Here is a 24,057-nt window from a genome sequence, read left to right on the forward strand (position 1 = left end):
CGTGGTGGCCCCCGGCTGCCCCGAAAAGGGTTCGGTTCAGTATATAGAAGAATGGTACGGGGCTGCGGCACGGCGTCGGCCGTTTGCAGCCGGCATCGCTAGCACCGCCGGCATCGTCAGCATTGCCGGTACCGCCAACATCGCCAACATCGCCAACACCGCCGGCACCGCCAATACCGCCAACACCGCCAACACCGCCAACACCGCCAACACCGCCAACACCGCCAACACCGCCAACACCGCCAACACCGCCAACACCGCCAACACCGCCGGCACCGCTAGCATTGTCATCACGGAGCCGCCGCGGCCGGCAGTGTGATCGTGACCGTGGTGCCCTGCTGCACGACGCTGTGCACGTGGATGTTGCCTTCGTGCCGTTCGACGACTGCCTTGACGAACGCCATGCCGAGCCCGACGCCGCTGGTTTCCGGCTGGCCGGCGGTGCGAAAGCGCCGGTAGCGCTCGAACAGCCGCGTCTGGTCCGCGCTGCCGATCCCGCACCCGCTGTCGCGGATCGTGCAGCGCACGGTCTTGCCGTCGGCGCCCGGCTCGACCTTGCATTCGACGCTCGTCAGTGGCGCGCTGTACTTGATGGCGTTGTCCAGCAGGTTGATCAGCGCGCGCGACAGCAGCGCCGGGTCGCCCTGCACGATCGTGTCGTCGCGGCGCGGCACGTCGTCGATCGACATGGATTTCCGGTGCGCGAGCGGCCACACCGCGTCGCGTGCCTCGTTCATCAGGTCGGCGAGGTTGACCGGCACACGCTCGTATTCGCTGGCCTCCGCACGCGAGAGCTGGGCGAAACCGTCGGCCATCGCCAGCGTGTGCCGCGCAAGCTTGCCGATTCTCGCGAACTGCTGCTTCATCTGCGTATCGCCCGCCCGCCGCGCCTGCGTGTCGATCAGGATGATCAGCGATGTCAGCGGGGCGCGCATGTCGTGCGAAAACAGCGTCAACATGTCGTTGCGCTGGCGCTCGAGCATGTCGCGGCGGACGGTCGCGTTGCGCAACGTTTCCAGCGCGTCATGGATCCTCTCGATCTCGGGCCCGATGCCGCGCGGCATCGCGACGTGCGACGTATCGCCGTTGCTGAGCGCGACGATCCGGCGGCCGAGCATATCGAGCGGCTTCGACAGCAGCCGCTGCATGCCGCGCGCGAGCGAGACCAGGATCGCGATGCACAGTGTCGTGGCGAACGCCGACACGCCGACCCTGATCCGGGCGGCGTTCCGGTCGCCGATCGCGCGACGCCGGGCCAGGTCGATCACGCGGTCGCGCAGCAGCTCGCTCGGCTGGAAATGCGGCACGATCGCGCGGGAAAAATCGGCCGCGCCCATCGCATAGGCACCGTTCCGGCCGCTGGCGACAGTCGCGTCGACGAGCGGCAGGATATGCGCGTCGAAGGCCGCGTTGAGCTGCGCATATTCGCGTGCCACGTCCGGGTCGTCGAGCTGCGTGCCGATCGCGCCGTCGATCAGCGCACGCAATTGCTCGATGCGGCCGCGCATTCGCATGATGTCCGCGAACTGCGTGCGATCGAGCGCCTGCCGCGCGAACATCGGCGCGATGAGCAGCGAGCCCGTGCGGCCCGCGTATTCCCTTAGATCGCCGAGGAGTCGCGCGAGCAGGATCGCACCCGACGTGCGCGGGTCGCGCATCGCCGTGTCGGTCATTGCGCCGTCGATCAGCAGCGACAGCGTGTCGACGATCCGGAACAGGCGTGCCTGCGCGTGCTGGATATCGTGAACGGTGAGCGACGCGAGCGGCCGCGCGTCGAGCGCATCGACTTCGGCACGCGCGTCGGCGAGCGTCATCCGGACCGAATCGAGTGCATGCAGCAGGTTGCTGCGCTCGCGGTCGTCGAGCACGGCCGCTTGCGCGATGCCGGCGCGAAACTGTTCGAGCGCCTGGTCGGAACGCGCGCGCGCGGCGAGCAGGTTGCGGACCTCGGTGGCGCCGTCGTCCTGCAGGCGAACCAGCAGGTCGTTCGTCGGGCCACGTTCGGCGGAGATCACGTTGGCGGCGCTCATCGCGCCGCGGACGAAGTCGAAGCTCTGCAGGTCGGCGTTCTCCTGCCGGTATTGCCGGATACTCCCCCAGATGATCGTGCCGCAGAGCAAGGCCAGCAGCGTGGTGACGAGTGCGAAGCCGATATGCGTCTTCTGCTGGATCGTCAGCGATCGAATGTTATATGCGTGTTCCCGGCTAAACGAGAATGAACGATTCATGACACACCATGTTTGCAAGCTATCCCGGGTGGGCCCGTATTCTCGGCCTGTCGGCGTTGTGGCGCCGTAAGGTTGTGTGTGGGGGCGCCTTCGCGGGGCGGCAACGATTCCGGCCGGGAGACCGGATCGCGCCTTGCACAGGATCGCCGTGCGTCAGTGTCCTGTCGACAGCGGACGAATCGTGCTCGATCCGGAGAAACCCTGATCGCGCATCGAGCCCGTCACGCGTTACGGAAGATGGTTTGGATTGCGAATGTTTTTGATCGTCGTGTCTGCCGCGAGACGCGGCACCGAGTCCGCTTCGGACGACGGCAGCACGGCAGCAAGAAGAGGGCGCTGGGCGGGAATGGCAGGCAGGCGCGCCGCCCGTGCAGGGGCGGCGCTTCAGGGCGACACTGCAGCAGGCGTGCCGCGGCGCGAATCGGTGCCGCGGCCGCGCGAGCGGTCAGGCGACGGCGGGCTGAACGATGATCTTCACGTTCCGGTCCTTGTGGTTGACCAGTTCCTCGAAGCCGTGCGAGACGATGTCGCCGAGCGCGATGCGCCCGGTGATGAGCGGCTGCACGTCGATGCGGCCGTCGGCGATGAAGCGGATCACGTCCGCGAATTCGCCGTTGTACGCGAGCGAGCCGATCACTTCCTTCTCGGTCGACACGATGTCGAAGAAGTTGAACGGTGCCGGCTCCTCGAAGATGCCGACCATCACCGACTTGCCGGCCTTGCGGATCACGTCGATCGCGAGCTTAGCGGTGGCCGTGTGCCCGATGCACTCGAACGACACATCGGCGCCGTAGCCGCCGGTCAGCGCCTTGACTTCCGCGATCGCGTCCGACGTCTTCGGATCGATGACGACGCTCGCGCCGACTTCCAGCGCCTTCTGCTTGCGCGCGGCCGACATTTCCAGCGCGATCACGCGCCCGGCGCCCGCAGCCTTCGCGCACATGATCGTGCACAGGCCGATCGTGCCCGCGCCGACCACGACGACGGTCTGCCCGACGATGTTGCCGGCCTTCTTGACCGCATGCAACCCGACCGCGAGCGGCTCGATCAATGCGCCGGCCTCGGTCGGGAAACCGTCGGGTAGCTTGTACAGCAACTCGGCCGGCACGTTGACGAATTCGGCGAACGCGCCGTTGTTCATCAGCCCGGTGAACGCGAGGTTCTCGCAGATGTTGTACAGCCCGTGCCTGCAATACCAGCAGGTGCCGCAATGCTGGCATGCGTCGGCCGTCACGCGGTCGCCGAGCGCGAAGCCCGTCACGCCCGCGCCGAGTTCGGCGATCTCGCCGCTGAACTCGTGGCCGAGGATGCACTGGCCCTTCAGGCCCGTCAGCGGATGCGGCGCGTCGACGGGGATGAAGACGGGCCCCGCGACGTATTCGTGCAGGTCGGAGCCGCAGATCCCGCACCAGTGCACGCGAATCGTGACCCAGCCCGCCGGCGGGCGCTCCGGAACGGGAACCTGTTCGACGCGGATGTCGTGGCGGCCGTGCCAGACGGCGGCTTTCATGCTGGGGGCGGTGGTCGATGCCGGTGTACTCACGTTGCTGTCTCCGTCAGGTTGTCGTCGGGCACGCGGCAGGGTTGCCGGTGCGCCCGTCGCGCGATTGCGCGATCGACCGGTATGCAGGAACGGGGCCAGCTCGAGCGGGTGCGCCGGGTGGCGATTCAACGGAGCGTGCGTGATGCGACGCATCATTCGCCTGTTCGTTGACAGGGAACGATTCGATGCGGGAGTGGTGCGAAGTTTGCTGCGACCGCTGTACGGCACACCGGTGAGACGCTGGGACGTTCGTCTCACCGTAATGAGACGAATCGCGAGACACGCGGCGATGCACGGCGCGGTTCGACGCGCGTTCAGGCGACGATTTCGTCGACCGCGACCGGTGCGAGCCGCATGAATCCGGCGGCGCGGTACAGCGGCAGACCGGCCTCGGTCGACACGAGCCACACGCGCTGTGCGCCGCGTTGCCGTGCGTGCGCGACGATCGCGGCAAGCAACTGCATCGCGAGGCCCCGGCGGCGGTACGCGTCTGCCGTCCCGACGCGGTCGACGACGATATCGTGTGCCGACGCAAAGCCGTAGCGCGCGGTGGCGGCGACCTGCCCGTCCAGGCGGTGCGCGAACAGGAATGCGGCCGGATTCGGCTGGAACGGCGGGAACGGGGCGATCGCATTGAACGTATCGACGTCGCCCGGCAGGTGGCAGGCGAGCGCCTGCGCGAGGGCATCGTCGCCGGACAGCATGCCGATGTCGGCGGCCATGAAATGCTCGTCCGACAATCGGCGTGTCCTGCCTTCCAGTGCGGGCGGCAGCGGCGCGGCGCCGTAGCGCGTGATCCACGCGCCGACGGTGAACGGGCCGTCGCCATCCGCGGGCGCACCGTCGATCACGAAGTGCTCGAAAGGCCGCCCCATGCCAGTGTCGAACCGCACGACGTGGCCGTCCGGGCTGTCGTGCAGCGGTGCATCGCGCCGGTCGCGTGCGGCGCAGTATCCGGCGATGAAGGTGCGCACGGCGGCCTTGCGGCGGGGGAAGGTCGACCAGGCTGCGTCGAGCGGAAGCGGGGCGTCGGGGGCGGGAGAGGCGGTCGGCATGCGGGCGGGCGCAACGTCGTCGGGGCGAAGCCGACAGCTTAGATCAGGCGGCTGCACGCCGCCATGCGGGCCGATCGGGCCCATTGCCGCGATCGGCGAAACGGATCGTTGCGCACTTACCCCTTTACTTGAAGTTAACTTCAATTTGTATCATGTGCGCCAGTCCGATCGCGGACGCGTGATGCATCCCGTTGCACGCGGCCGCTTCAACGGGAGTGGAGATGATCGAATCGCCTGTCGCGGCCGATGCCGCCACGCTGCCGTCGCGCAGCTACCGGGCCGCCGTCGCGAACGTCGTGCTGGCGAGCATCGTGTCGGCGTTGCACGTCGGCAAGGCGACGATCGGCTTGCCGTCGCTCCAGCACGAGTTCGGCGGCTCGCTGGCTTCGCTGGGCGGGATCATGTCGGTGTTTCCGTTCGTCGGCGTGTTCGGCGGCATCGCGGCCGGCCTTCTGGTGCGACGCTGGGGCGACCGGCTGCTGCTGATCGCGGGCCTCGTCATCCTCGGCCTGTCGAGTGTCGCCGGCGCCTGGGCCGGCAGTTTCGCGCTGCTGCTGGCCACGCGCTTCGTCGAGGGGCTCGGTTTCGTGATCGTGGTGGTCGCCGCGCCGGCCGTGCTGAATCGGGTGACGCCGCCCGAGCGGCGCAATTTCGCGTTCGGGCTGTGGAGCACGTTCATGCCCGCGGGCATGGCGCTGTCGATGCTGATCGGGCCGCTGCTCGGCGGCTGGCGCAACGGCTGGCTCGCGGCCGCGGCGCTGACGCTCGTTGCGGCGGCTGCGGTGCCCGTCACGACATCCGCCGAGGCGCCGTCGCGGCAGGCGGACGCGCCGCGCATCGGGCCCGCGCTGCGCGACGTGCTGGCATCTCGCTCGACTACGCTGCTCGCGCTGGGTTTCGCCACCTACAACGTGCAGTTCTTCGCGGTGATGACGTTCCTGCCGGTTTTCCTGATGCAGCGCCTCGGCGTCGCGGTCGGCGCGGCGGGGGTGATCAGCGCGGCGATCGTCGCCGCGTGCGTGATCGGCAACCTGACGGCCGGCTGGTTGCTGTCGCGCGGCGCACGTCCGGGGATCGTGATGGCTGCGACGTCGGTTGCGATCGGCGCGGCCGGCGCAGGGCTCTTCAGCGCGGCCACGCCTGCACCGCTCGCGGTCGCGCTGGGTTTTGCGTTCTCGGCGATCGCGGGGATGCTGCCGGCGACGATCCTCGCGTGTGCGCCGGGCTCCGCGCCGTCGCCGTCGCTGGCGCCGCTCAGCATCGGCTGGGTCGTGCAGGGCAACTATCTCGGACAGGTGATCGGGCCGCTGGCGATCGGCGCGATCGTCGGTGCGTTCGGCTGGTCGGGCGGCATCGGACTGATGCTCGCGGCCGCCGTCACCGGCGCGGTGATCGGCCTGTCGCTGCTGCGCGAACCGATGGGCCGGCGCTGAGCGCGGCGCCGTTCAACCTGCACGGAAATCCGTCAAGCATGCTCAACACCATGGAAAGCCTGATTTGCGAAGAAGACGCGCCGAGCGATGCGCCGGCATGGGTCGAACACGATGCGATACCGCCGTGTGGCGGCGTCGCGCATCCGCTCGTGACGCTCGGCGGAGCGCCGGTGCCCGAGCACGCCGCGGCGGCCGTCTCGCCGTTGCGCCCGCAACTGTTCGTCACGGTGCTGGAGGCCGGCGACAATGCATTGCTGATTCGCTGGGTCGAGAGCGGCCGCTGCCATTACGGCGAACAGCGCTGGCGCTTGCGCGTCGCGTTGCAGCCGGGCCGTTGCGCGATCTCGGGGCAGCCGATCGAGCCGGGCGAGCCGGTGTTCCGGCCGGTGCGGCGGCCCGTGCCGGCCAATGGCGACGAGATGATCTGCCCGGCCTCGGTGCCGGGTGCAACCGGCGTGGCGTGTGGTGCCACGGCGGAGGACGACGACGCACACGCTCCGGCCGACGTTCACGGCTGAACGCCGGCCGGCCGCGGTGCAACGTTATTTCTTCACGTCGTGCCGGTACTGGATAAACCCGGCGTTGTTCGCGAGCTTGTCGTACAGCGCGCGCGCGGTCGTGTTGGTTTCGTGCGTGAGCCAGTACACGCGGCTCGCGCCGGCGTCGCGGGCATGTTCGTACACGGCCTCGATCAGCGCACCGCCTGCGCCTTGCCCGCGTGCGTCGGGCGCGGTGTACAGGTCCTGCAAATAACAGTACGGCCCTTCGGTCCAGCACGAGCGGTGGTAGATCGAATGCACGATCCCGACCAGCGCACCTGATGCGTCGAATGCGCCGAGCACGAACATCGGCTCGGCAGGATCCATCAGGCGGGCCCACGTCGTCGCGAACACCGCGTCGCTCAGCGCGGTCTCGTAGAACTTCTGATAACCCTGCCACAGCGGGCGCCACGCGGCTTCGTCGGCGGCGGCGAGCGGGCGCACCGTGACGCGCGTCGCGTCGTGCGCGCGGCTGGCCGCATCGCGCGCGCTCGCCTGCGCATGGCGGATCGCGGTGAGCGACTGGCGCTGCCCGCCCTGTGCGTCGAAGTTTTCCGGTGCGAGCCACGCGTCGAACGCGGCGCGGACATCCGGCCATTCGCCGTCGATGATCGAGAACCACGCGGTGTCGCGATTGCGGCCGCGGTAGATGATCGCCTGCCGGAAGGTGCCTTCGTAACGGAAGCCGAGCCGTGCGGCGGCCTTGCGCGACGGCACGTTCAGGTCGTCGCACTTCCATTCGTAGCGCCGGTAGCCGAGCGTGTCGAACGCGTACTTCATCAGCAGGAACTGCGCTTCGGTCGAAATGGGCGTGCGCTTGAGCAGCGGCGAGAACGTGACGGAGCCGACCTCGATCACACCGTTGGCCGGATCGATGCGCATCAGCGCGAGCGTGCCGACCGCGCGGCCCGTGGCGAGGTCGATCACCGTGTAGTGCAGCGGATCCGCGCTCGCCTGCGCGGTACGCGCGTAGTCGCGGTAGCTCGATTCGTCTGCGTACGGGCCGTGTGCGAGATAGGTCCAGTCGCTGCCGTCCGGCGCCTGTGCGTAGGCGGCGTGCAGGTCGGCCGCATGGCGCTCGGCGTCGAGCGGTTCGAGCCGGCAGTAGCGGCCTTCGAGCACGATGCGCTCCGGGCGCGGGCGCGCGGACCAGTCGGGAACGGGGTGGCCGATGGATTGCTGGAAAGCGTTGGTGAGCGTGGACAAGGTCGATCTCGCTTCGGTTGGCGGCCGGCGACATGCCGGGATGCAGACGATCGTAGTCGTGGCGAGGTACCATGAGAAGCGCCAGAGATCGGGAAATTTATGGTGCCACGAATTTCGGGGGCAGAACCATGAGCAGTTCTTCACCAGCCGTGCACAACTAGCCGTCCGCAACTGGCCGTACACAACGGGCCGTCCGCCACGTTCCAACATTTTCACGCTGCGATGCTCCGATGACGACTGTCCTTCCTTCCGGCGACGCGCCGTTGCTGCCGCTCGACGCGCCGCTGGCGCGCACGCCGGGCGCGCCTTCGCTGCAGCGCCAGTTGCTGCGCCGCGTGCGCGACGCAATTCTCGGCGGTGCGATGCCGGCCGGCACGCGGCTGCCCGGCACACGTGCGCTGGCCGAGACGCTCGGCGTGTCGCGCAACACGACGGCCGCCGTCTACGAGCAACTGGTTGCCGAAGGTTTCCTGCAATCCGACCGCCGCGGCACGCGTGTCGTCGGGTTGTCGCGGCCGGCGCCGCCGCGCCGGCGTGCCGCGCCGCCGGCCGTCGCGCAGCGGCTCGACCGGATTCGCCCGAGCCGCATCGGCACCGGCGAATCGGAGGGCTTCCGTCCGGGCGTGCCCGCGCTCACGCATTTTCCGGTGGACGCGTGGCGCCACGCGATCGACCGCGCGCTGCGTCGCAGTGGCCGCGACCTGCTCGGCTATGGCGACCCGCTCGGCGAGCGCACGCTGCGCGAATCGATCGCGCGCCACCTCGCCGTGACGCGCGGCGTGCGCTGCGACCCCGAGCAGATCGTGATCACGGAAGGCGCACAGGGTGCGATCGCGCTGTGCGCGCAGTTGCTGACGAATCCGGGCGATACGGTGTGGGTCGAGGAGCCCGGCTATCGCGGCGCGCGCACCGCGATGCAGGCGGCCGACCTCGACGTCGTGCCGATGCCGGTCGACGCGGAAGGGCTGCGCGTGGAAGCAGACGACTGGCGTGAGCGGACGCCGCGCCTCGTCTATACGACGCCGTCGAACCAGTTCCCGACCGGCGCCGTGCTGTCGATCTCGCGCCGGCTCGCGCTGATCGATGCCGCGCGCCGCCATCGCGCGTGGATCATCGAGGACGACTACGACAGCGAATTCCGTCACACCGGCGAGCCGATCGGCGCGATGCACGGGCTCGCGCCCGATTCGCCCGTCGTCTATCTCGGCTCGTTCAGCAAGACGATGTTTCCGGCGCTGCGCATCGGTTTTATCGTGCTGCCCGACGCGCTGCTGGCCGCGGTGCGACCGGTGCTGCCGGAGATGCTGCGCGGCGGGACGCGCCACGTGCAGCTCGCGCTGGCGGATTTCATCGAGACGGGCGAGTACGGCCGCCATCTCGGCCGCATGCGCCGGCTGTACCGCGACCGGCGGCGGTTGCTGCTCGCCGCGCTCGACGGCAGCCTGAGCGTGCCGCACCAGATCGAGGGCGGGCCGTGCGGGCTGCATCTCACGTTGCGGATGCCGGCGCGCTATCGCGATCGTGCGATCGTCGACGTGGCGCGTGCGCATGGCATCGGGCCGTTTCCGCTGTCCGGCTTTTCGATCGATGCGGCATCGGCGGGTAACGGGCTCGTGCTCGGTTTCGGCAATACGTCGGCCGACACGTTCGAGCCGATGTTGCGGATGCTGTCGGCGATCGCGGAGCGGGTGGGCGGGGACTGACGTGCGGGCGGCAGGGCGCGCGGGTTGCGTCACCCGTCGCCGGTGATTTCCGCTACCGTATTGCATCCGATTTCATTTCTCTTCCCGACCGAACGGGTGTACGTCTTACCGATTCGTTGCGCTCGCCGGCATCGCATGTGCGTTGCCGGCGAGCGCCGCCGCCCGTGCGCAAGCCGCTCATGACGGATTCATCTGCGATACCGGCAAGCATCACCGCGTGATCGGTCATGTCGCGAACGGAACGCTGAACGAACGGGCCTGGAACGAACCGCATGCGGTCGATCGCACACCGGACGTCGAGGTGCACGGCGGCACGGAGGAAACGGCGGGTACCGCCCCGTGCGTCGGCGCCGACTGGATGTTCAAGCGAGGCAATGTCGAGTACGTGGTGTCGGATAGCGTCGCCTGCACCGAAGGAGCGCCGCCGCGCAACGCTTAGGGGAGGGCATTGTGCCGATCCACCAGGCTTTTTGCGTCGCGCTATTGGTGCGTGAGGTAAGTGCCGCGCCGCCAATCGGCTTGCGTGGCCTCGGCCGGCAATCGACCGGATGCGCCGAGCCGGATTGCCGCCGATCCTGCGGGCTTCCGGGAGTTCGCCCGGGGGGGGGCGCCGGGATTCGCGTGATGTCGTGTTGCCGCTTTGCCCCGGCACGGTCCGTACCGTGACGTGTCCATGCGCCTATCCGGATGGGGAAGATGAGGGAAAGTACGGAGTACGAGCGGCGGTGAAGATGCGCTGCGGTGTGCTGGTGCGACGTCAGTGTGCAGTAAACTCGGGTTCGACAAACGAAGCGGCTTCGGTTGGTTGAGATACCGCTGATTGAGACAAGAATCGGATTCTTGGGTCATAGCGCATGGAAGACCTGCTGCCTTTCTACGAAAGAGAGCTCACGCTGTTGCGCCAGAGGGCGCGTAAATTTGCCGCCGATTATCCGAAGGTGGCGAGTCGCCTGCTGCTGGCCGGAGGCACGGATAAAGACGGCGGCGACCATTCCGTCGAGCGCATGTTCGAGGCGTTCGCGTTCATTGCGGCTCGCGCCACCCGACGTATCGACGACAACTACCCCGAATTTGCCGAGGGGCTGATCGAGACGATGTATCCGCATTACTTGCGGCCGTTTCCGTCATGCTCCATCGTGCGCTTCGACGTCGATGCCGGTCGAGCGTCGCGGATGTCGTCAGCGACCGTCGTTCGCCGGGGGACGCAGTTGTACAGCCGGCCGGTGCGCGGTACGAAGATCATGTTTCGGACAGCATACGATGTCGCGTTGTCACCGTTGCAGCTGGTCGACGCGCGCTTCGAAGCGGTTGCACAGGCTCCGCGGGCGCTTCGTGTGCCGCCGCAGACTGCGTCACAGATCTCGTTGACGTTCTCGATTCAATCGGCGCATGCGTCGCTCGAAGCGTTGAATATCGATTCGATTCGCCTGTATACGCAGGGCACCCCCTTGCTGTGCGCAGCGTTGCGGGATGCCTTGTCGATGCATGCATTGCGGGCATACGTGGAGCCGGATCGCAGCGGAAAGTGGGTGGCGCTCGAACAGGTGCCGTTCACGCTTGCCGGATTGCGGCGCGAGGATGGGTTGATTCCGTTTCCGGAGAAATCGAATCCGGCTTATCTGTTTCTCACGGAGTATTTTGCGTATCCGGAGAAGTTCGGCTTCTTCGATTGCGATCTGCGGCAAATCGGGCGGATCGGCGGCCGACACTTCACCCTGCACATCCTGCTCAAGGACGTGATGGCCGATTCACCGGCGGCTCGCGCGCTCGGGAATCTCGGCGCGGAAAACATCCTGCTCGGATGTACCCCGGTCGTCAATTTGTTCAATACGGCGGGCAAGCTCTCTGGCGCCTTCGATGGGGCGTCCGCCACGGATGCATGCCCGCTCGTGGTGGACGAGCAGAATATCCATGGTTATCAGGTGTACTCGGTCGATGCGGTCGAGCAGACACGGGAAACGCCGCAAGGCGCGGCGGTCACGAGGTTCGAGTCGCTTCATGCATTGAATCACGCGGCTCGGCCGGAGACGCGGCATGCAACGTACTGGTGTGCCGGTCGCGATACGCTGGCTGCGCATGGTGGCACGGGACAAGAGCTTGTGATGCGCTTCGTCAATGGTGCGCTCGAACCCGTGCCGCCTCCGCCCGGGCTCGATTTCAAGCTGACATGCAGCAATTGCGACTTGGCGGAACATCTGGAGCATGGCGCAGCGACCGGCGACCTGATGATGGAGGGCGGAACGCTCGCGCGGCGCATCATGCTGTTGCATGCGCCGACGAAGCCTCAAAGCATCAGGCGCGATGATGGGGCGTTGTGGCGCCTCATTTCGCAACTGGCCTTCAGCCCCGTCGCGTTGATGGCCGGCGCCCAGCCCATACGCGATTTGCTGTCCCTCCATAATCCGATGAAGGTGGCCGCGGTGCATCAGATCGACGGCGTGGTCGATCTGCATCAACAAGCGGCGACCGCATGGCTGCCCATCGGGCCGTGCGCCGGTGTCGTGCGCGGCATCGAGTTGCGCCTGACGATCGACGAAACACATTTCGCCGGCACGGGCATCTATGCGTTTGCGCGGATGCTCGACGATTTCCTGAGCTTGCACGTCAGCACGAATGGTTTTACGCAACTCGTGCTGTTGTCGAGCGAAGGGGGGCGCGAACTCCTGAGATGTCCGCGACGGCCAGGCACCGATTTCCTGCTCTGACGACGCGTGACGTCGGAGATACGGGCGCCGCGTCAGACGCCGGCGGCCTGGGCGTGGTGTTCGTCTACCGGCGCCGGTCCGACGAGCGCGACGCCGCGGGCGATCGGATCGCTGCTGGAGATGACGAGCGCGGGATGCTGTTCCCGGAGGTGATGAGCGCCGGCGACGGCGATCGCACCGAGCACCAGTGTCGCGCCGCTCTCCCCGTTGGCGAGCCCGAGCATGGACGGTGCAGTGGCGGGTGCTTCCGACGGTGAGGCCGCGCGCCATTTTTCGAGTACGCCGATGAGTTCCGTGCGCCAACTGCTGCGCTGATCGGTATCGCAGACGATCTGACAGATTGGCGTTTCCTGGTGGGAAGACCGGGGCCGGGCGAGTGCCTGTTCGATCAATCGATGCAGCACGTCGTCTTCCTGAGCGTCGGAACGATCGACGGGGGCGTTGCGGTCTGCCACTGCGACGCGATAGAGATGGGGAGCGGGCTGCGCATAAGCTTCGGTCGGATGAGCGAGCAGCAATGCGCATGCGCCTTCGCCCGGTATGCAACCATCGAGGTGCTTCTGCCCATAGAGCCTGTCGGTGCTGTCGAGCATACGTATCGTGCGCGGATCCAGTTGCGATTCGCAAGCCAGGACAATATGCCGAAGCGCGGAAGGATGCCGGTTGATCTCCTGATTCAGCGCATCGATTGCCGTCAGGGCATCAACCGCGCTCGCAACGGGGACGATACGTGCAGGTTCGACGCCGGGGCGCCAGCGGTTGCGGGCAACATGGGCATCGAGCCATGCGCCGAGGTGCGGTGCGACGGCCTGCCACCGTGCGGGAAGGAGCAAATGCAGCTTGAAGGGCGGCAGGCTGGATGCGCGATTGTCGTTCGCCAGCGCGGCGGCCGCATGCCGCTGCATCAGGTCGTCCATTGCATCCGCTGCGAGCAGCAGCGCGCGGCGTTGTTCATCGCTCCAGTCGACGGTGGCCGCTGGTGGCAGCAGACTGTCGTCGAAGCCTTGCGCCGAGATCGAAGCAACGACGCCGGCAAACACCCCGGAGCCATCGGCACGCTTCAGGTCGGCGTGCAATCGGGTTGTCGCTTCTGCGAGGGCCGTGTCGAGCACCGCGTCCGTATCGTCGCCCGCCGGCAAACGGACGCTGGTGTCCAGTAAGGCGATCGCGGAATCGGGCTGCATGTCCGGGTTCGTCGACGATGCCGATGCGGCGGACGCAACAGGCTGGGGTTTCGGCTGGCGCAGCAGGCGGATCTTGCCGAGAAACCAGGCGGTTCCTCCGATCAGTGCAACGGGCAGCGCCAGGGCATACAGCACAAGATCGGTCCCGGTCGGGACGTGGTAGGTCGCCCGCCAGCAGGCGGCGACAACCAGCCAGACCACGGCGAATGTTGCGACGACGCCAATTGCAATCCGCGCGACCGGAAGTGCTTTCTGCGGCGTGGCTGCCATGTTTACTCGCCGCCCGTGGTTGACTGGCCCGCAATCAGAATGGCGCCGCATGCGGTTTTATACCCGTCGCGCGCGGCACCGCTTCCATCGATGATCGCGGTGTCGTCTCCTTCCACGATGAAGTTCGGGCCGTGAATCGGGCAGGTGACCTTGTCGTTTCTCCGGGCGATGCCTTTGCCCTTGATATTGGCAACGGTGGAGGCGCTGGTCACGGTGCCGCCATGACTGTGTTTGTCGCCGAGAACAATAAACGGGCGTGTCATGAATCCCTCCTGATATGGCTAAGCCACGATTTAGGAAATTATTACCTGTTTTTGTGGATGGATTGGCTCGACTTCGCCTCAAATTTACCGGAACCAGTCATCCCGTTTAAATCAGGCGAGCTGGTGGATTGTCGATTTTGTTTAATTCGCATTTGGAAGCCGACGGGAGAGTTCGGCACGCACTTTTCGCATGGTAAGCTACGAAATAATATTCAGTAAATGGGGACTTATCGTTGCGCAGATGCAGCGATGACGATTATCAGACTCCAATGCTGGGTATCCGGGATGATTCGGTGACCTATAGCTACAGGGGCGCGTCTTTTGCATCCTCGGCTATCACAATTCGAAAGCAGATACGGCTTGATGCCCGAGAGAGCGGGGATTGCATGGACGTCTCTTCACAATTGTCTTCAGTGGCGGACTTATTCACCGCCGCTAATCGTCTCTATTCCCTCGAAGGTCAAGGGCCGCTATCGGGGCTTCAGGTCGAGTGCTGGTCGGGACGGGAACGCCTGTCGGAAAACTACCGTTGGGACGTCTACGGATTGTCCCGCGATCCCGGTTTGAATCTCGAGGAAATGCTGGGCCAGCGTGTGACGATCCGCTGTGCGCTGACGAACGGATCGTTCGCCGTGCGCAGCGGACTGGTTGTCGAAGCCCGATGTCTCGGTTTCGACGGGATGCTGGCGCGTTACGCGCTGCAACTCGCGCCGTGGCTCGCGGTACTGGATCACGGTCGGACACAGCGCACGTTCGTGAAGCAGGGGCTCGCCGATATTCTCGGAACGATATTCGGCGAATACGAGCAAATTGCCCACTGGCGTTTTACGGCCGACGCGGACAAGCGCATCGAGGCACTGGGGCTGCTCGATTACAAGATCCAGTACCGGACGCAGACGCACCTCGGCTTCGTTCGGCAACTGTTGGCAGACGCCGGGTTGGGCTTTTGTTTTGTCGAGGACGACGATGCGCCGGCGGGCCACACACTCGTGATTTTCGATGACAGCACGCAACTCCCCGATGACGAAACATCTGCGCGCCTCGGCGGAATTTCGCAGCGTTTGAGCGATGGCGAGGCCGCAGCCGCCGACCAGATTCTCGGCATCGGCCAGTCGTTGTCGCTGATGGCCGACCGGCTTACGCTGATCAGTGGCGACTACCGCAGCAATCAGGCGACGACCGCGTCCGCGAACCTGGGTAATCCGGGCGGTGCGCGGGAACTCTACGACGACGTCGGGCCGGAGGCATTCGAGAGCGTGCAGCAGGCGGAAGACGTGGCGCGTCGGCAGGCCGAGGCGATCGTTTCCCGGGCGCGCTTCTGGATGGGCTGCAGCACGCTGCGAACGGCACGCTGCGGCAACGTGTTCAGGATCGCGAATCCATCTTGGCGGCCAAGGCGCGACAACGGATCGGCACCCGATGAGTTTCTGCTGGTGGCAATCGAGCATGCCGGCGTGAACAATCTGCCGAAAAACGCAATGGCGCTTGTCGAGCGTGGCCTTGGCATGCCGCCGCCCGCGAGTTCCGATGCGCGGATTTCCGCACAGGCTGCTGCCGGCGGTTATGCGAATCGTTTTGAAGCCGTGCCGCGTCGGCAGGCGTGGCGACCGACGCTCGAGGACGGGAGCGGGCAGCGACTCAATCCGGTACCGACCGCGTTGGGCGCGCAGACCGCGCTGGTGGTCGGCCCGCAAGGCGAGCGCGAGCCCGGGGCTTCCGGGCCGCTCCATACCGACGTCCAGGGGCGGATTCGGGTTCGCTTCCACTGGCAGGCCGAGGGTGACCAGGGCACCTATCCGACTCGCGGCATGCAGCGGCTCGCGAGCGACGGGCATGGTTTGCAGCAGACACAGCGAATCGGCCAGGAAGTCCTCGTGCAGTTTCAGCACGGGCTCGTGCATCGTCCGATCGTGCTGGGCGGCTTGTTCAACGGCCGTGGCGAGGGGGGCGAAGCACCGACACCGGGCGGCGAACCGGCGCAGCCGCTGAATCCCGCCGTGTATCGACAGGCGTCCGATCGTACCGCGAGCGCGCAAGGCAATCTTGCCGGCGGCCACAGCCCGAGCTGGCACGGCGCTGGCGGCGGCGCCGATGGTCACAATCATGCCGGCGCATTGTCCGGTTTCAAGTCGCAGGGGTTCGATGGGCAGGGAGGCAACCAGCTCGTTGCAGACGACAGCGATGCGATGGGCCGCCTGCAGATGGCGACGACGCATGCGGCGACCGAATTGAACCTCGGACATCTGCGTCATCAGGCTGACAACTATCTCGGCAGTTTCCGCGGACAAGGCGTCGAGTTGCGCACGGATGCCTATGGCGCGGTGCGCGGGACACGCGGGGTGCTCGTATCGAGTTATGCGACGACGCCCGATCAACCTGCGGGTGACGTGTCGGCGTTGCAATCGCTGCTCGCGCAGCAAGCAACGCTCGCCCGCCTGTTCGATCAGGCGGCGGAAACGCATCGTACCGTGCCGTTTGCCGTTCAGCGCGGCGTGCAAAAGACGGGGCAATCGATGCTCGACGATCGATCGGCACCCGTCGACGCCCTCACGAAGACATTTTCGACGACCGTCGGCGCCAAAGGCTTCGACCAGGCGGCCAGCGATGCCCGGCAGCGCGCTTCAGGCCAATCGTTGCCGCACACGGGCGATGCGGTCATCGGGATGGCGGCTCAGGGTGGTCACGGGATCTTCGCCGGGCAGGCGCTGCACTGGGCCGCGGGGGAGACGCTGGCCGTCGGTAGCGGACAGGACATCAACATGGCGGTGAATCAGGTCGTGCGAATGCACAGCGGGCAGGGGATCGGCTGGCTCGCGGCCGCACGCGAAGCATCGGGGGCGGGACTGAGCGTGATCTCCGGCGCGTCCGGTCTCGATCTTCAGGCGCAGCACGATCAGATGACGCTGCATGCGCAGAAGGATCTGAAGGTCGTGTCGGCCAACGCGAACGTCGAACTGGCCGCCAGCAAGACCGTGCATCTCGCGGTGAGCGGCGGTGCACATCTGACGATCGAGGGAGGCAACATCGTGTTCGGATGTCCGGGATCGCTTACCGTGCACGCTGCGACGCATGGATTTGTCGGTCCCGACCAACTGGATACGCAACTGCCGCAGTTTCCCGAGAAGGTCTGCGTCGAATGCTTGCTGCACGCGATGCAATCGGGCAGCGCACTTGCCGGCAAGGCAATCTGAGCAAATCGATGGATATCGGTGACTGGATCGATTCGTATCCGACGGATACGCTGTCGCAGATGCGGCAGGTACTCGACGCGTCTGCGGCGTCGACGCGCTGGCATGCGTTGCTGGACACGAGTTTCGTGCCGTCGTTGCGCGATCGCTTGTCCACACCGTCCTCCGGGTGTTCGATCGTCACACTGTACGAGGGCGTGTACGACGGCGAAGGGCTGATGGCGATTTCGCCTTGCCTGATGTCGTTGCCCGATGGCGCGGAAACGCGGGCGGCCGTATGCGCCGACCTGCTGCGGCATACCGCCGGGCATCCGATGTTGAGCCTGCTGCGCACGACGATCGATACCGATGCACTCGCGTCGCATCTGCGAAGGCAAATGGAAGCAAATGCCGATGACGGTGAGGCCTTCCTCGTGAGACTTGCCGATACGCGTTGCCTGCCGACCTGGGTCAAGGTGTTGACGTTGCCGCAGCGCCGACGCTTCCTGGCCGGGATCGATGCGTGGTGGATATTCGATCGCGCCGGATCGTTGATGGCGCTGGACGTCGAAACCGTCGGGATGGCCGGGGGCGATTCCGTCGACACGGATCCCGCGCCGTACCGCCTCGACACGGATCAGGTCGCGGCGCTCAGGCAAGCGGCGAAGATCGATACGTTGCTCTTCCATGTCCGGCAGCGTCCGGATACTTTCGGGCAACTGCAAGCGACACCGTCCCAGGCATACGCATGCGTGCGTGATGCGTGGGAGAAGAAGGATTTGGCGGCACAAACGCCGCGCGTGGCACTGGACGCACTCAAGGCGGCCGGGTGGCTGGTACCGGCAACGATATCTGCGTGAACGCGACGCGAATCGGTCCGGAAAGGAGCACGACGTGATGCCGTGCATGGCTGGGTGGGATCCTGACAAGAGAATCGAGTGATGAATTTGCGAGCTGGATCGGTGAGGGCCGTGGTTCGTCTGGCAGTTTTTCTGGCCGTCTTCGTGACGGGAGCAGGGTGTTCTCGTGCGACGGATCACGCGGTGGCGCAGGCCGGTACGGCGGCGGAGGCCGCGCAGTCTGGTGACGAGGATACCGGGCTCGGGCTGAAGCTGAATGCGCTGAACTACACGGACGTGCCGATCGGTACCTTCTATGTCGACGGAGCCTGGGGCGGGAACGTGGCCGCCCGTATCGGCAGCGCCGGCGGCCACATCACGTGCTGCGTGACCGTTCCGCAGAAGTGGCACCCGGGATTGACGGTCAAGGTCGAATGGCGCAACGACGAGATGTACAAGCGCGACCCGAATGCAGTGGCAAGCCGGATCGTGCCGATCGAGCAGTATGGTTCCTTCTCGGACGGCTATCTGTGGATCGTGTTTTTCCCGGGAGACAGGATCAAGGCATATGCGTCTCCCTGGTTGCCGGGTGCTCCGGCGTTTCCGGATGGATTGCAGGCCCCGAGCGACGCTTGTCCGGGGCACTTTACGGTGTTGAACAGCAGCCGTGATTGCCCGGCGCCGGATAAGAGAATTGCGGGGACTGCGCCATGAGTGTTCGTTTTGCGGCCGCCGAGCGGCCCGATATCAGTGTCGTGACGCCCGAGGAGCAGGATGCGATTCTCCGCAGGCTTCATGACGACGATGGCATGAGCTGCTGCAAGACGCTGCACGTCGGCATTTTCTTCGATGGCACGCGCAACAATGCCGAGCGGGATCGTTCGGGGCACAAGCACAGCAACGTCGCGCGGCTCTGGGATGCATTCCCGCAGGATAAATATCACAAGGCGATCTATGTCGCGGGCGTCGGCACGCCTTTCGTCGTCGAGGTCGGCGACCATGGCGTAGGGCTGCAGGCGGCGGCAGGCGCCGCCGCAGGATGGGCGGGGGAAGGCCGCATCAACTGGGCGTTGCTGCAGGTCCAAAACGTCGTGCACGAATGTGCGTTCAAGGTCGGCCTGAGCGAGGCGCTCGGCGTGAAGGACAAGGACCTCGTGAAGTCCATGAGTGTCGACATGAATTTCAAGGGCATCGATTCCGGCGGCGCGATACCCGGGCCGGGCAGTCTCGGCGATATCAAGGCCCGCTCCAGCACGGGTGCCGGTGCGCTCAAGCTGATGGCCGCCGAGCAAAACGGTATCAACGAGCTGACGTGGGAGCACGACTCGATCTGGGCCCAGCTCAAGAGCGAAGTCGATTCGTCGAAGTGGACCGCCGCGATGCAAGCCTGGGACACGATGCGCCGCAAGGTGTTGAACGAGCGGCTGGCGCAACTCAAGGACCGCGTTGGCGACAAGCTCGTGAAGGGCAAGCCGGCACTGCGGACTATCCGGCTGTACGTATTCGGATTCTCCCGGGGCTCTGCGGAAGCACGTACGTTTTCCAACTGGCTGCCGGACGCGCTCGATAATTTCAACCTCTGCGGCGTGCCGGTTTCATACGAATTTCTCGGCATTTTCGATACCGTGGCGTCCGTGGGCATCGCGCAGGGCGCGGCGCCCACGCTGTTCGACGGACATGGCGGCTGGGGGCGCGGGCAGTTGATGGCGGTGCCGCCGTATGTACGCCGCTGCGTTCACATGGTGGCTGCGCACGAGCCGCGCGGTTCGTTTCCGTTGGACCTGATCGATCGTTCTGCTGACGGTCGCGTAGAAATCGTGTATCCGGGCGTGCACTCCGATGTCGGCGGTGGCTATGCGCCCGCGGAACAGGGGCGCGGGCGCGACGATTCCGACAAGCTTTCCCAGGTTCCGTTGCTCGACATGTACCGCGAAGCACGCAAAGCCGGTGTACCGCTCGACGTCAAGGGGCCGGGTGTTTCCGCGGAAGCGGCGAATGCGTTCAAGATATCCGCCGGTCTGAAGCAGGCGTTTGCGGCATATGTGAACGCGACTGCCGGCTGCTACCACGATCCGTCTCACGGTACGCCTGGCCTGATGCGTGCCCACTACGGGTACTACTTGCGATGGCGGAAGCTGCGGCTCAAGAGCATGCGGGCTCAACCAGGCTTCAAGGCGGCCCAGTCCGGCTATCCGCAGGACGCGACGGACCTCGACAGCGCGAATCAGGAACTGCAGGTGGAGTGGGACGATCTGCTGCAGAACGAGAAGGATGGCGGGCCGAGCCTTCGCTACTACTTCGGCAAATATGGCGAGAACTGGCTGCACGACAATCCGAAGGGCGCGGCTGTCGCGTCCGCGGCGCTCGCGCCAATCATCATGATCCTGGGCGTCATACCGGGCGGGGTGCCGCTGACGGCTGAAGTCAGCAAGCGGGCGATGAAGGTCGCGCAGGCGCAACTGCAGGACAAGTGGGACCAGTGGCGGCAGGTGCGCGACGACTGGAACTCGACCGTGCCGCTCGCCGACGCGATCAGCGCGCTATACGACAACTACATGCATGATTCGCGCGCGTGGTTCAAGCCGATGGGCGACGACGACGACGTCTGGAACTACCGGCAGATTCAGGCGCTGAAAGCCAGGCAGGCCGGTTACGCGCGCGCACATGATGTATGGAAAACGCAGATGGAATCCGGCTTGCCCGGTGCATTGCCGGGCTTGCGGACGATGAACCCGAACACGCTGGCGCTGGGGCCGGGAATCGGCATGAGCCCCGGGCCGGAGCCGCAGTCACCGCTCACCGCGCAGGAGAGCGATGTGCTCAAGCGCTACGACGCCGCGATGCAGGCGGCGCAGCAGGCGCGCGCGGACAAGAGCGCCACGGCGCCTTCCGATAGCGCCGTGCTGACCGATCCGAAGGTGACCAACGGGCTGCAGCAGCAGGCCGGCGGTCGCGAACCCTATTGCATATGGGGCTATCTGCGCTGGCGAACGGTCTATGTGGACGGCAAGCGCTGGGAGCCGCCGCACGTCGAGACCCCGCAGGAGCAATGGGAAGGCGAACTGAAGCTGAACGAATTCCGCGCGTCCAAGTTCGCGTGGCCCGGATGATCGGGGCACGACGCGATTGAACAGCAGAACGCTGCCGCTCGCCCGGCAGTCATGGGCCGAATCGATGTTCGCGGCCGTGTCGTGGAGCAAGGCGCCAATGGGACGCAAGCAGAACCGGACATTGTCATGAATCTAACCGCCGCATTGACGGGATACGACCAGACGACCCGTCACATCCAGATCGATACCGCGATGCCGGGCAAGTTCGCGGTCGAACGCTTTCATGGTCGGGAGGGCGTCAACGAATCGTTCCGGTTCGAGATCGACCTGCTGTCGAGCGAACCGTTTCTCGACCTGACGCCGCTGATCGGCAGCGCTGCTCGCCTGCGTCTGGCGACGGGCAGTGGCGAGCGGTGCTGGAACGGCTACGTGACGCATGCGGCGTACGCAGACAGCGACGGCGGAATGACACGCTACCGGCTGACGCTGGAGTCGTGGCTGGCATTCCTGCGTTTGCGCCGAAATTGCCTGTACTTCGCGGATCTCGATACGGAAGGCATTTGCGAGCGCGTGTTCGGCGACTACGTCGAGGCGCGTCGTCGTTATGACGTGACGGAGAAACTGCGGACGTTCAAGCTGCGTGGGCAGTATCGGGAGACCGATCACGAATTCGCGTTGCGGCTATTGTCGGAGGCCGGTCTGTCGTTCCGGTTCGAGCACGCGCAGGATGCGGGGAAAGCGCCCACCGGCGACCACACGCTCGTCGTCTTCGATTCGCATGCCGCGCCGCGCTCGGGGGGCACCGTTCCGTACAATCTTCAGGACGTCGGCGATCCGGACGGCGTGATGACTTATTTCACCGAGCGCCATCAGATGGTTCCGGACCGGGTGGTGGTTTCGAGCTGGAAGGCGGATCAACTCGTGGCCGTTTCCGGCCGTGCGCAAAGCCAGGCAGATGCGGACACACCGGTCCTGCCGGCCCGCGAGATCTATGACGGCCAGCGCGCAGGGCGGTTCGACAGTTCGGACCAGGCCGACCAGTACGCGGCCCAGCGTCTCGACGCCCTTCGGCTACCCAAGGTGCTTCATCGCGGTGCCGGTTCGATTCGAACGCTCGAAGCCGGCAGCGTGTACACCCTTGACGGTTACCTCGACGAAACGGTCCGGTTCGTTCCGCTCTGCATCGACCACGAGGCCGTCAACAATCTCGGTGCGGCGATCGCGCAATTGCTCGGCCAGGGGCAACTGGAAAACGGGCTGTATCGCAACCGCTTCGTCGCCGTCCCGCCCGATACCCCGATCGTGCCGGCCCATCGGGCCAGGCCGGTCGTGCATGGCGTGCAAACGGCGGTCGTGGTCGGAGAGCCCGACAGTTCGGTGAGCAGCACGCGCGATCATCAGGTTCGCGTGCAATTTCCCTGGATGCGAGGGACGGCGCCGCTTCCCGGCGGATTGACGGATACCGCGAGCCGTTCGAATCCCGCCGGACATGCGCCGGGCGATCATCGGTCCGGTGTGCTGGCGCGCATCGCCGAGCAGACGGCGGGACCGAATTTCGGGCACAGCTTCACGCCGCGCGTGGGCGCCGAAGTCGTGATCGGCTTCGATTCCGGAAATATCGACATGCCGGTGGTCCTGGGGCAAGTCTACGGCGGGCGCGTACAGCCGCCATTCGCGGCCGGCGAGGGCAGCAATGCAAATCATGCCGGCACGCTGTCCGGTGTGCAGACCCGCACGCTGGACGGGCAGCCCGGCACGCGCTGGGTGATGGACGATGCAACCGGGCAGCTTCGCCACGAGGTCGGCAATGCCGTCGCGAACAGTGCGCTGGCGCAAGGCTATCTGATTGCGCAGGACGGAGCCTCGCGCGGCATGTATCGCGGCGAAGGCTTCGAGCTGACGACAGCTGGCTGGAATGTCGTGCGCGCGGGCGAAGGCGTGCTGCTGTCGAGCACGGCTCGCTCCGAGGCGACCTCGACGCAAATGGACGTGGCCGAAAGCGTGGGACAACTGAAGCAGGCCGTCCTGACCGCCCGGAGTCTCCACGGGACGGCCGTCGATGCAAAGGCCGAGGGCCTCGGCGCAAACGCCGCGCAGGCGGATTTCCTCAAGGCGATCGACCCGCAGCAGGACGGCAAGTACACCGGTGCGGTCAACGGGCAAGCGTCGACCAAGGCGAGCGGAACGCAGCGCGAGGGCGGTGACCCGGTCGAGCGCTTCGCGGTGCCGGCGATCGTGATGGAGTCTCCTGAAAACGTGGCGCTGGTGACACCGAAGACCGCGATCTCGTACGCGGCCGAGCATGTGCATCTGACGGCGCAGGGCGATGCCCATTTCGCGGCGCGTGCCACGATCGCCGGCGTGTCCGGCGAGTCGCTGAGCCTGTACGGTGCGCAGGGCGGGGTGAAGATCATCGCGAATCACGGGCCGGTGAGCGTCGAGGCGCATACGGGCGCGATGGAGATACTGGCGGACCAGTCGGTGCGGATCACGTCGACGGACAGTCGTGTCGATGTACTGGCGAAGGATGCGATCGTCCTCCAGCAAGGGCCGAGCCGTATCACGCTGAAGGGCGGCGACATCACGATCGAGACACCGGGGCAGTTCACCGTCAAGGCCGGATCGCATCCCTTTCCGGGACCGCTGGCTGCCACGCCGGCACTACCCGGGTTGCCGGACTCCCGTACGCCGATGTTCGACGAGGCATTCGTGCTCAAGGACGAGCAGACGGGCGAGCCGATTGCGGGGCGCGCTTACCGCATCATCCGTGCGAACGGTGCAGTCGAACACGGTGTAACCGATGCGACCGGACACACGCATCTGGTGACCTCGGCCGACGCCGAGCCGCTGTCCATCGAGATCGATCGCTGAG

16 protein-coding genes and 1 pseudogene are annotated in these 24,057 nt (G+C 66.0%); 11 read left to right on the top strand and 6 right to left on the bottom strand.

The genetic code is table 11. The features are described 5' to 3' along the window. The first annotated feature begins 1 nt into the window (after position 1). Positions 2–319 (top strand): hypothetical protein, encoded by a 318-nt coding sequence (locus HAV18_RS01795; protein ID WP_166951890.1) that lies wholly within the window; start codon positions 2–4, stop codon positions 317–319. Here HAV18_RS01795 and HAV18_RS01800 read toward each other — a convergent pair. From HAV18_RS01800 to HAV18_RS01810, 3 genes are all read right to left on the bottom strand, one after another. After that, the gene (locus HAV18_RS01800) at positions 291–2,228 is read right to left on the bottom strand and encodes a HAMP domain-containing histidine kinase (RefSeq protein ID WP_166951893.1); all 1,938 of its coding nucleotides are present in this window, start codon (positions 2,226–2,228) and stop codon (positions 291–293) included. The genes HAV18_RS01795 and HAV18_RS01800 overlap by 29 nt on opposite strands. Positions 2,229–2,673: 445 nt before the next feature. Beyond that, positions 2,674–3,738 carry a 2,3-butanediol dehydrogenase gene (locus HAV18_RS01805; RefSeq protein ID WP_166954070.1) on the bottom strand — a complete coding sequence of 355 codons (1,065 nt, stop codon included), beginning with the start codon at positions 3,736–3,738 and terminating at the stop codon, positions 2,674–2,676. Positions 3,739–4,085: 347 nt separating this feature from the next. Further along, on the bottom strand, positions 4,086–4,826 hold the full coding sequence (locus HAV18_RS01810) for a GNAT family N-acetyltransferase (RefSeq protein WP_166951896.1): 741 nt from the start codon (positions 4,824–4,826) through the stop codon (positions 4,086–4,088). A gap of 221 nt (positions 4,827–5,047) precedes the next feature. Between HAV18_RS01810 and HAV18_RS01815 the strand changes: the two genes are divergently transcribed. Both HAV18_RS01815 and HAV18_RS01820 read left to right on the top strand, forming a co-directional pair. Further along, positions 5,048–6,259, top strand: a complete 1,212-nt coding sequence (locus HAV18_RS01815; protein ID WP_166951899.1) for a CynX/NimT family MFS transporter — start codon at positions 5,048–5,050, stop codon at positions 6,257–6,259. Positions 6,260–6,297: 38 nt separating this feature from the next. Beyond that, positions 6,298–6,777, top strand: coding sequence for a DUF3331 domain-containing protein (locus HAV18_RS01820; protein WP_166951902.1), 480 nt, complete (start codon positions 6,298–6,300; stop codon positions 6,775–6,777). Between the two features lie 24 nt (positions 6,778–6,801). Here HAV18_RS01820 and HAV18_RS01825 read toward each other — a convergent pair whose 3' ends face one another. Next, positions 6,802–8,004: a GNAT family N-acetyltransferase gene (locus HAV18_RS01825; RefSeq protein WP_166951905.1), complete on the bottom strand. Its 1,203-nt coding sequence runs from the start codon at positions 8,002–8,004 to the stop codon at positions 6,802–6,804. A 230-nt stretch (positions 8,005–8,234) separates the two neighbouring features. Here HAV18_RS01825 and HAV18_RS01830 point away from each other — a divergent pair, with 230 nt between their 5' ends. From HAV18_RS01830 to tssF, 3 genes are all read left to right on the top strand, one after another. Continuing rightward, on the top strand, positions 8,235–9,707 hold the full coding sequence (locus tag HAV18_RS01830; protein WP_166951908.1) for a PLP-dependent aminotransferase family protein: 1,473 nt from the start codon (positions 8,235–8,237) through the stop codon (positions 9,705–9,707). A 142-nt stretch (positions 9,708–9,849) separates the two neighbouring features. Next, positions 9,850–10,146, top strand: a complete 297-nt coding sequence (locus HAV18_RS01835; protein WP_243771520.1) for a hypothetical protein — start codon at positions 9,850–9,852, stop codon at positions 10,144–10,146. 415 nt (positions 10,147–10,561) lie between these two features. Next, entirely contained in the window at positions 10,562–12,412 is a 1,851-nt protein-coding gene (tssF, locus tag HAV18_RS01840; RefSeq protein ID WP_166951911.1) for a type VI secretion system baseplate subunit TssF, read from the top strand. Positions 12,413–12,444: 32 nt separating this feature from the next. On the opposite strand, the gene HAV18_RS01845 is transcribed toward tssF, so the two are convergent. Both HAV18_RS01845 and HAV18_RS01850 read right to left on the bottom strand, forming a co-directional pair. Next, complete coding sequence (locus HAV18_RS01845) at positions 12,445–13,866, bottom strand: hypothetical protein (RefSeq protein ID WP_166951914.1); 1,422 nt, start codon at positions 13,864–13,866, stop codon at positions 12,445–12,447. A 2-nt stretch (positions 13,867–13,868) separates the two neighbouring features. After that, positions 13,869–14,129: a PAAR domain-containing protein gene (locus tag HAV18_RS01850; protein WP_166951917.1), complete on the bottom strand. Its 261-nt coding sequence runs from the start codon at positions 14,127–14,129 to the stop codon at positions 13,869–13,871. A 386-nt stretch (positions 14,130–14,515) separates the two neighbouring features. Here HAV18_RS01850 and HAV18_RS01855 point away from each other — a divergent pair, with 386 nt between their 5' ends. From HAV18_RS01855 to HAV18_RS01875, 5 genes and pseudogenes are all read left to right on the top strand, one after another. Then, entirely contained in the window at positions 14,516–17,320 is a 2,805-nt protein-coding gene (locus HAV18_RS01855; RefSeq protein WP_166954074.1) for a type VI secretion system Vgr family protein, read from the top strand. 8 nt (positions 17,321–17,328) lie between these two features. Then, on the top strand, positions 17,329–18,156 hold the full coding sequence (locus HAV18_RS01860) for a DUF4123 domain-containing protein (RefSeq protein ID WP_243771521.1): 828 nt from the start codon (positions 17,329–17,331) through the stop codon (positions 18,154–18,156). Between the two features lie 81 nt (positions 18,157–18,237). Further along, positions 18,238–18,849 carry a DUF3304 domain-containing protein gene (locus HAV18_RS01865; RefSeq protein WP_166951920.1) on the top strand — a complete coding sequence of 204 codons (612 nt, stop codon included), beginning with the start codon at positions 18,238–18,240 and terminating at the stop codon, positions 18,847–18,849. Beyond that, on the top strand, positions 18,846–21,245 hold the full coding sequence (locus HAV18_RS01870) for a DUF2235 domain-containing protein (RefSeq protein ID WP_166951923.1): 2,400 nt from the start codon (positions 18,846–18,848) through the stop codon (positions 21,243–21,245). Before HAV18_RS01865 ends, HAV18_RS01870 begins: the two co-directional genes overlap by 4 nt. A 126-nt stretch (positions 21,246–21,371) precedes the next feature. Next, a pseudogene (locus HAV18_RS01875) lies at positions 21,372–24,044 on the top strand (type VI secretion system Vgr family protein); the annotation flags it as partial. Positions 24,045–24,057 lie beyond the last annotated feature (13 nt).

The organism is Burkholderia sp. D-99, from assembly GCF_011605345.1.
Lineage (GTDB): Bacteria > Pseudomonadota > Gammaproteobacteria > Burkholderiales > Burkholderiaceae > Burkholderia.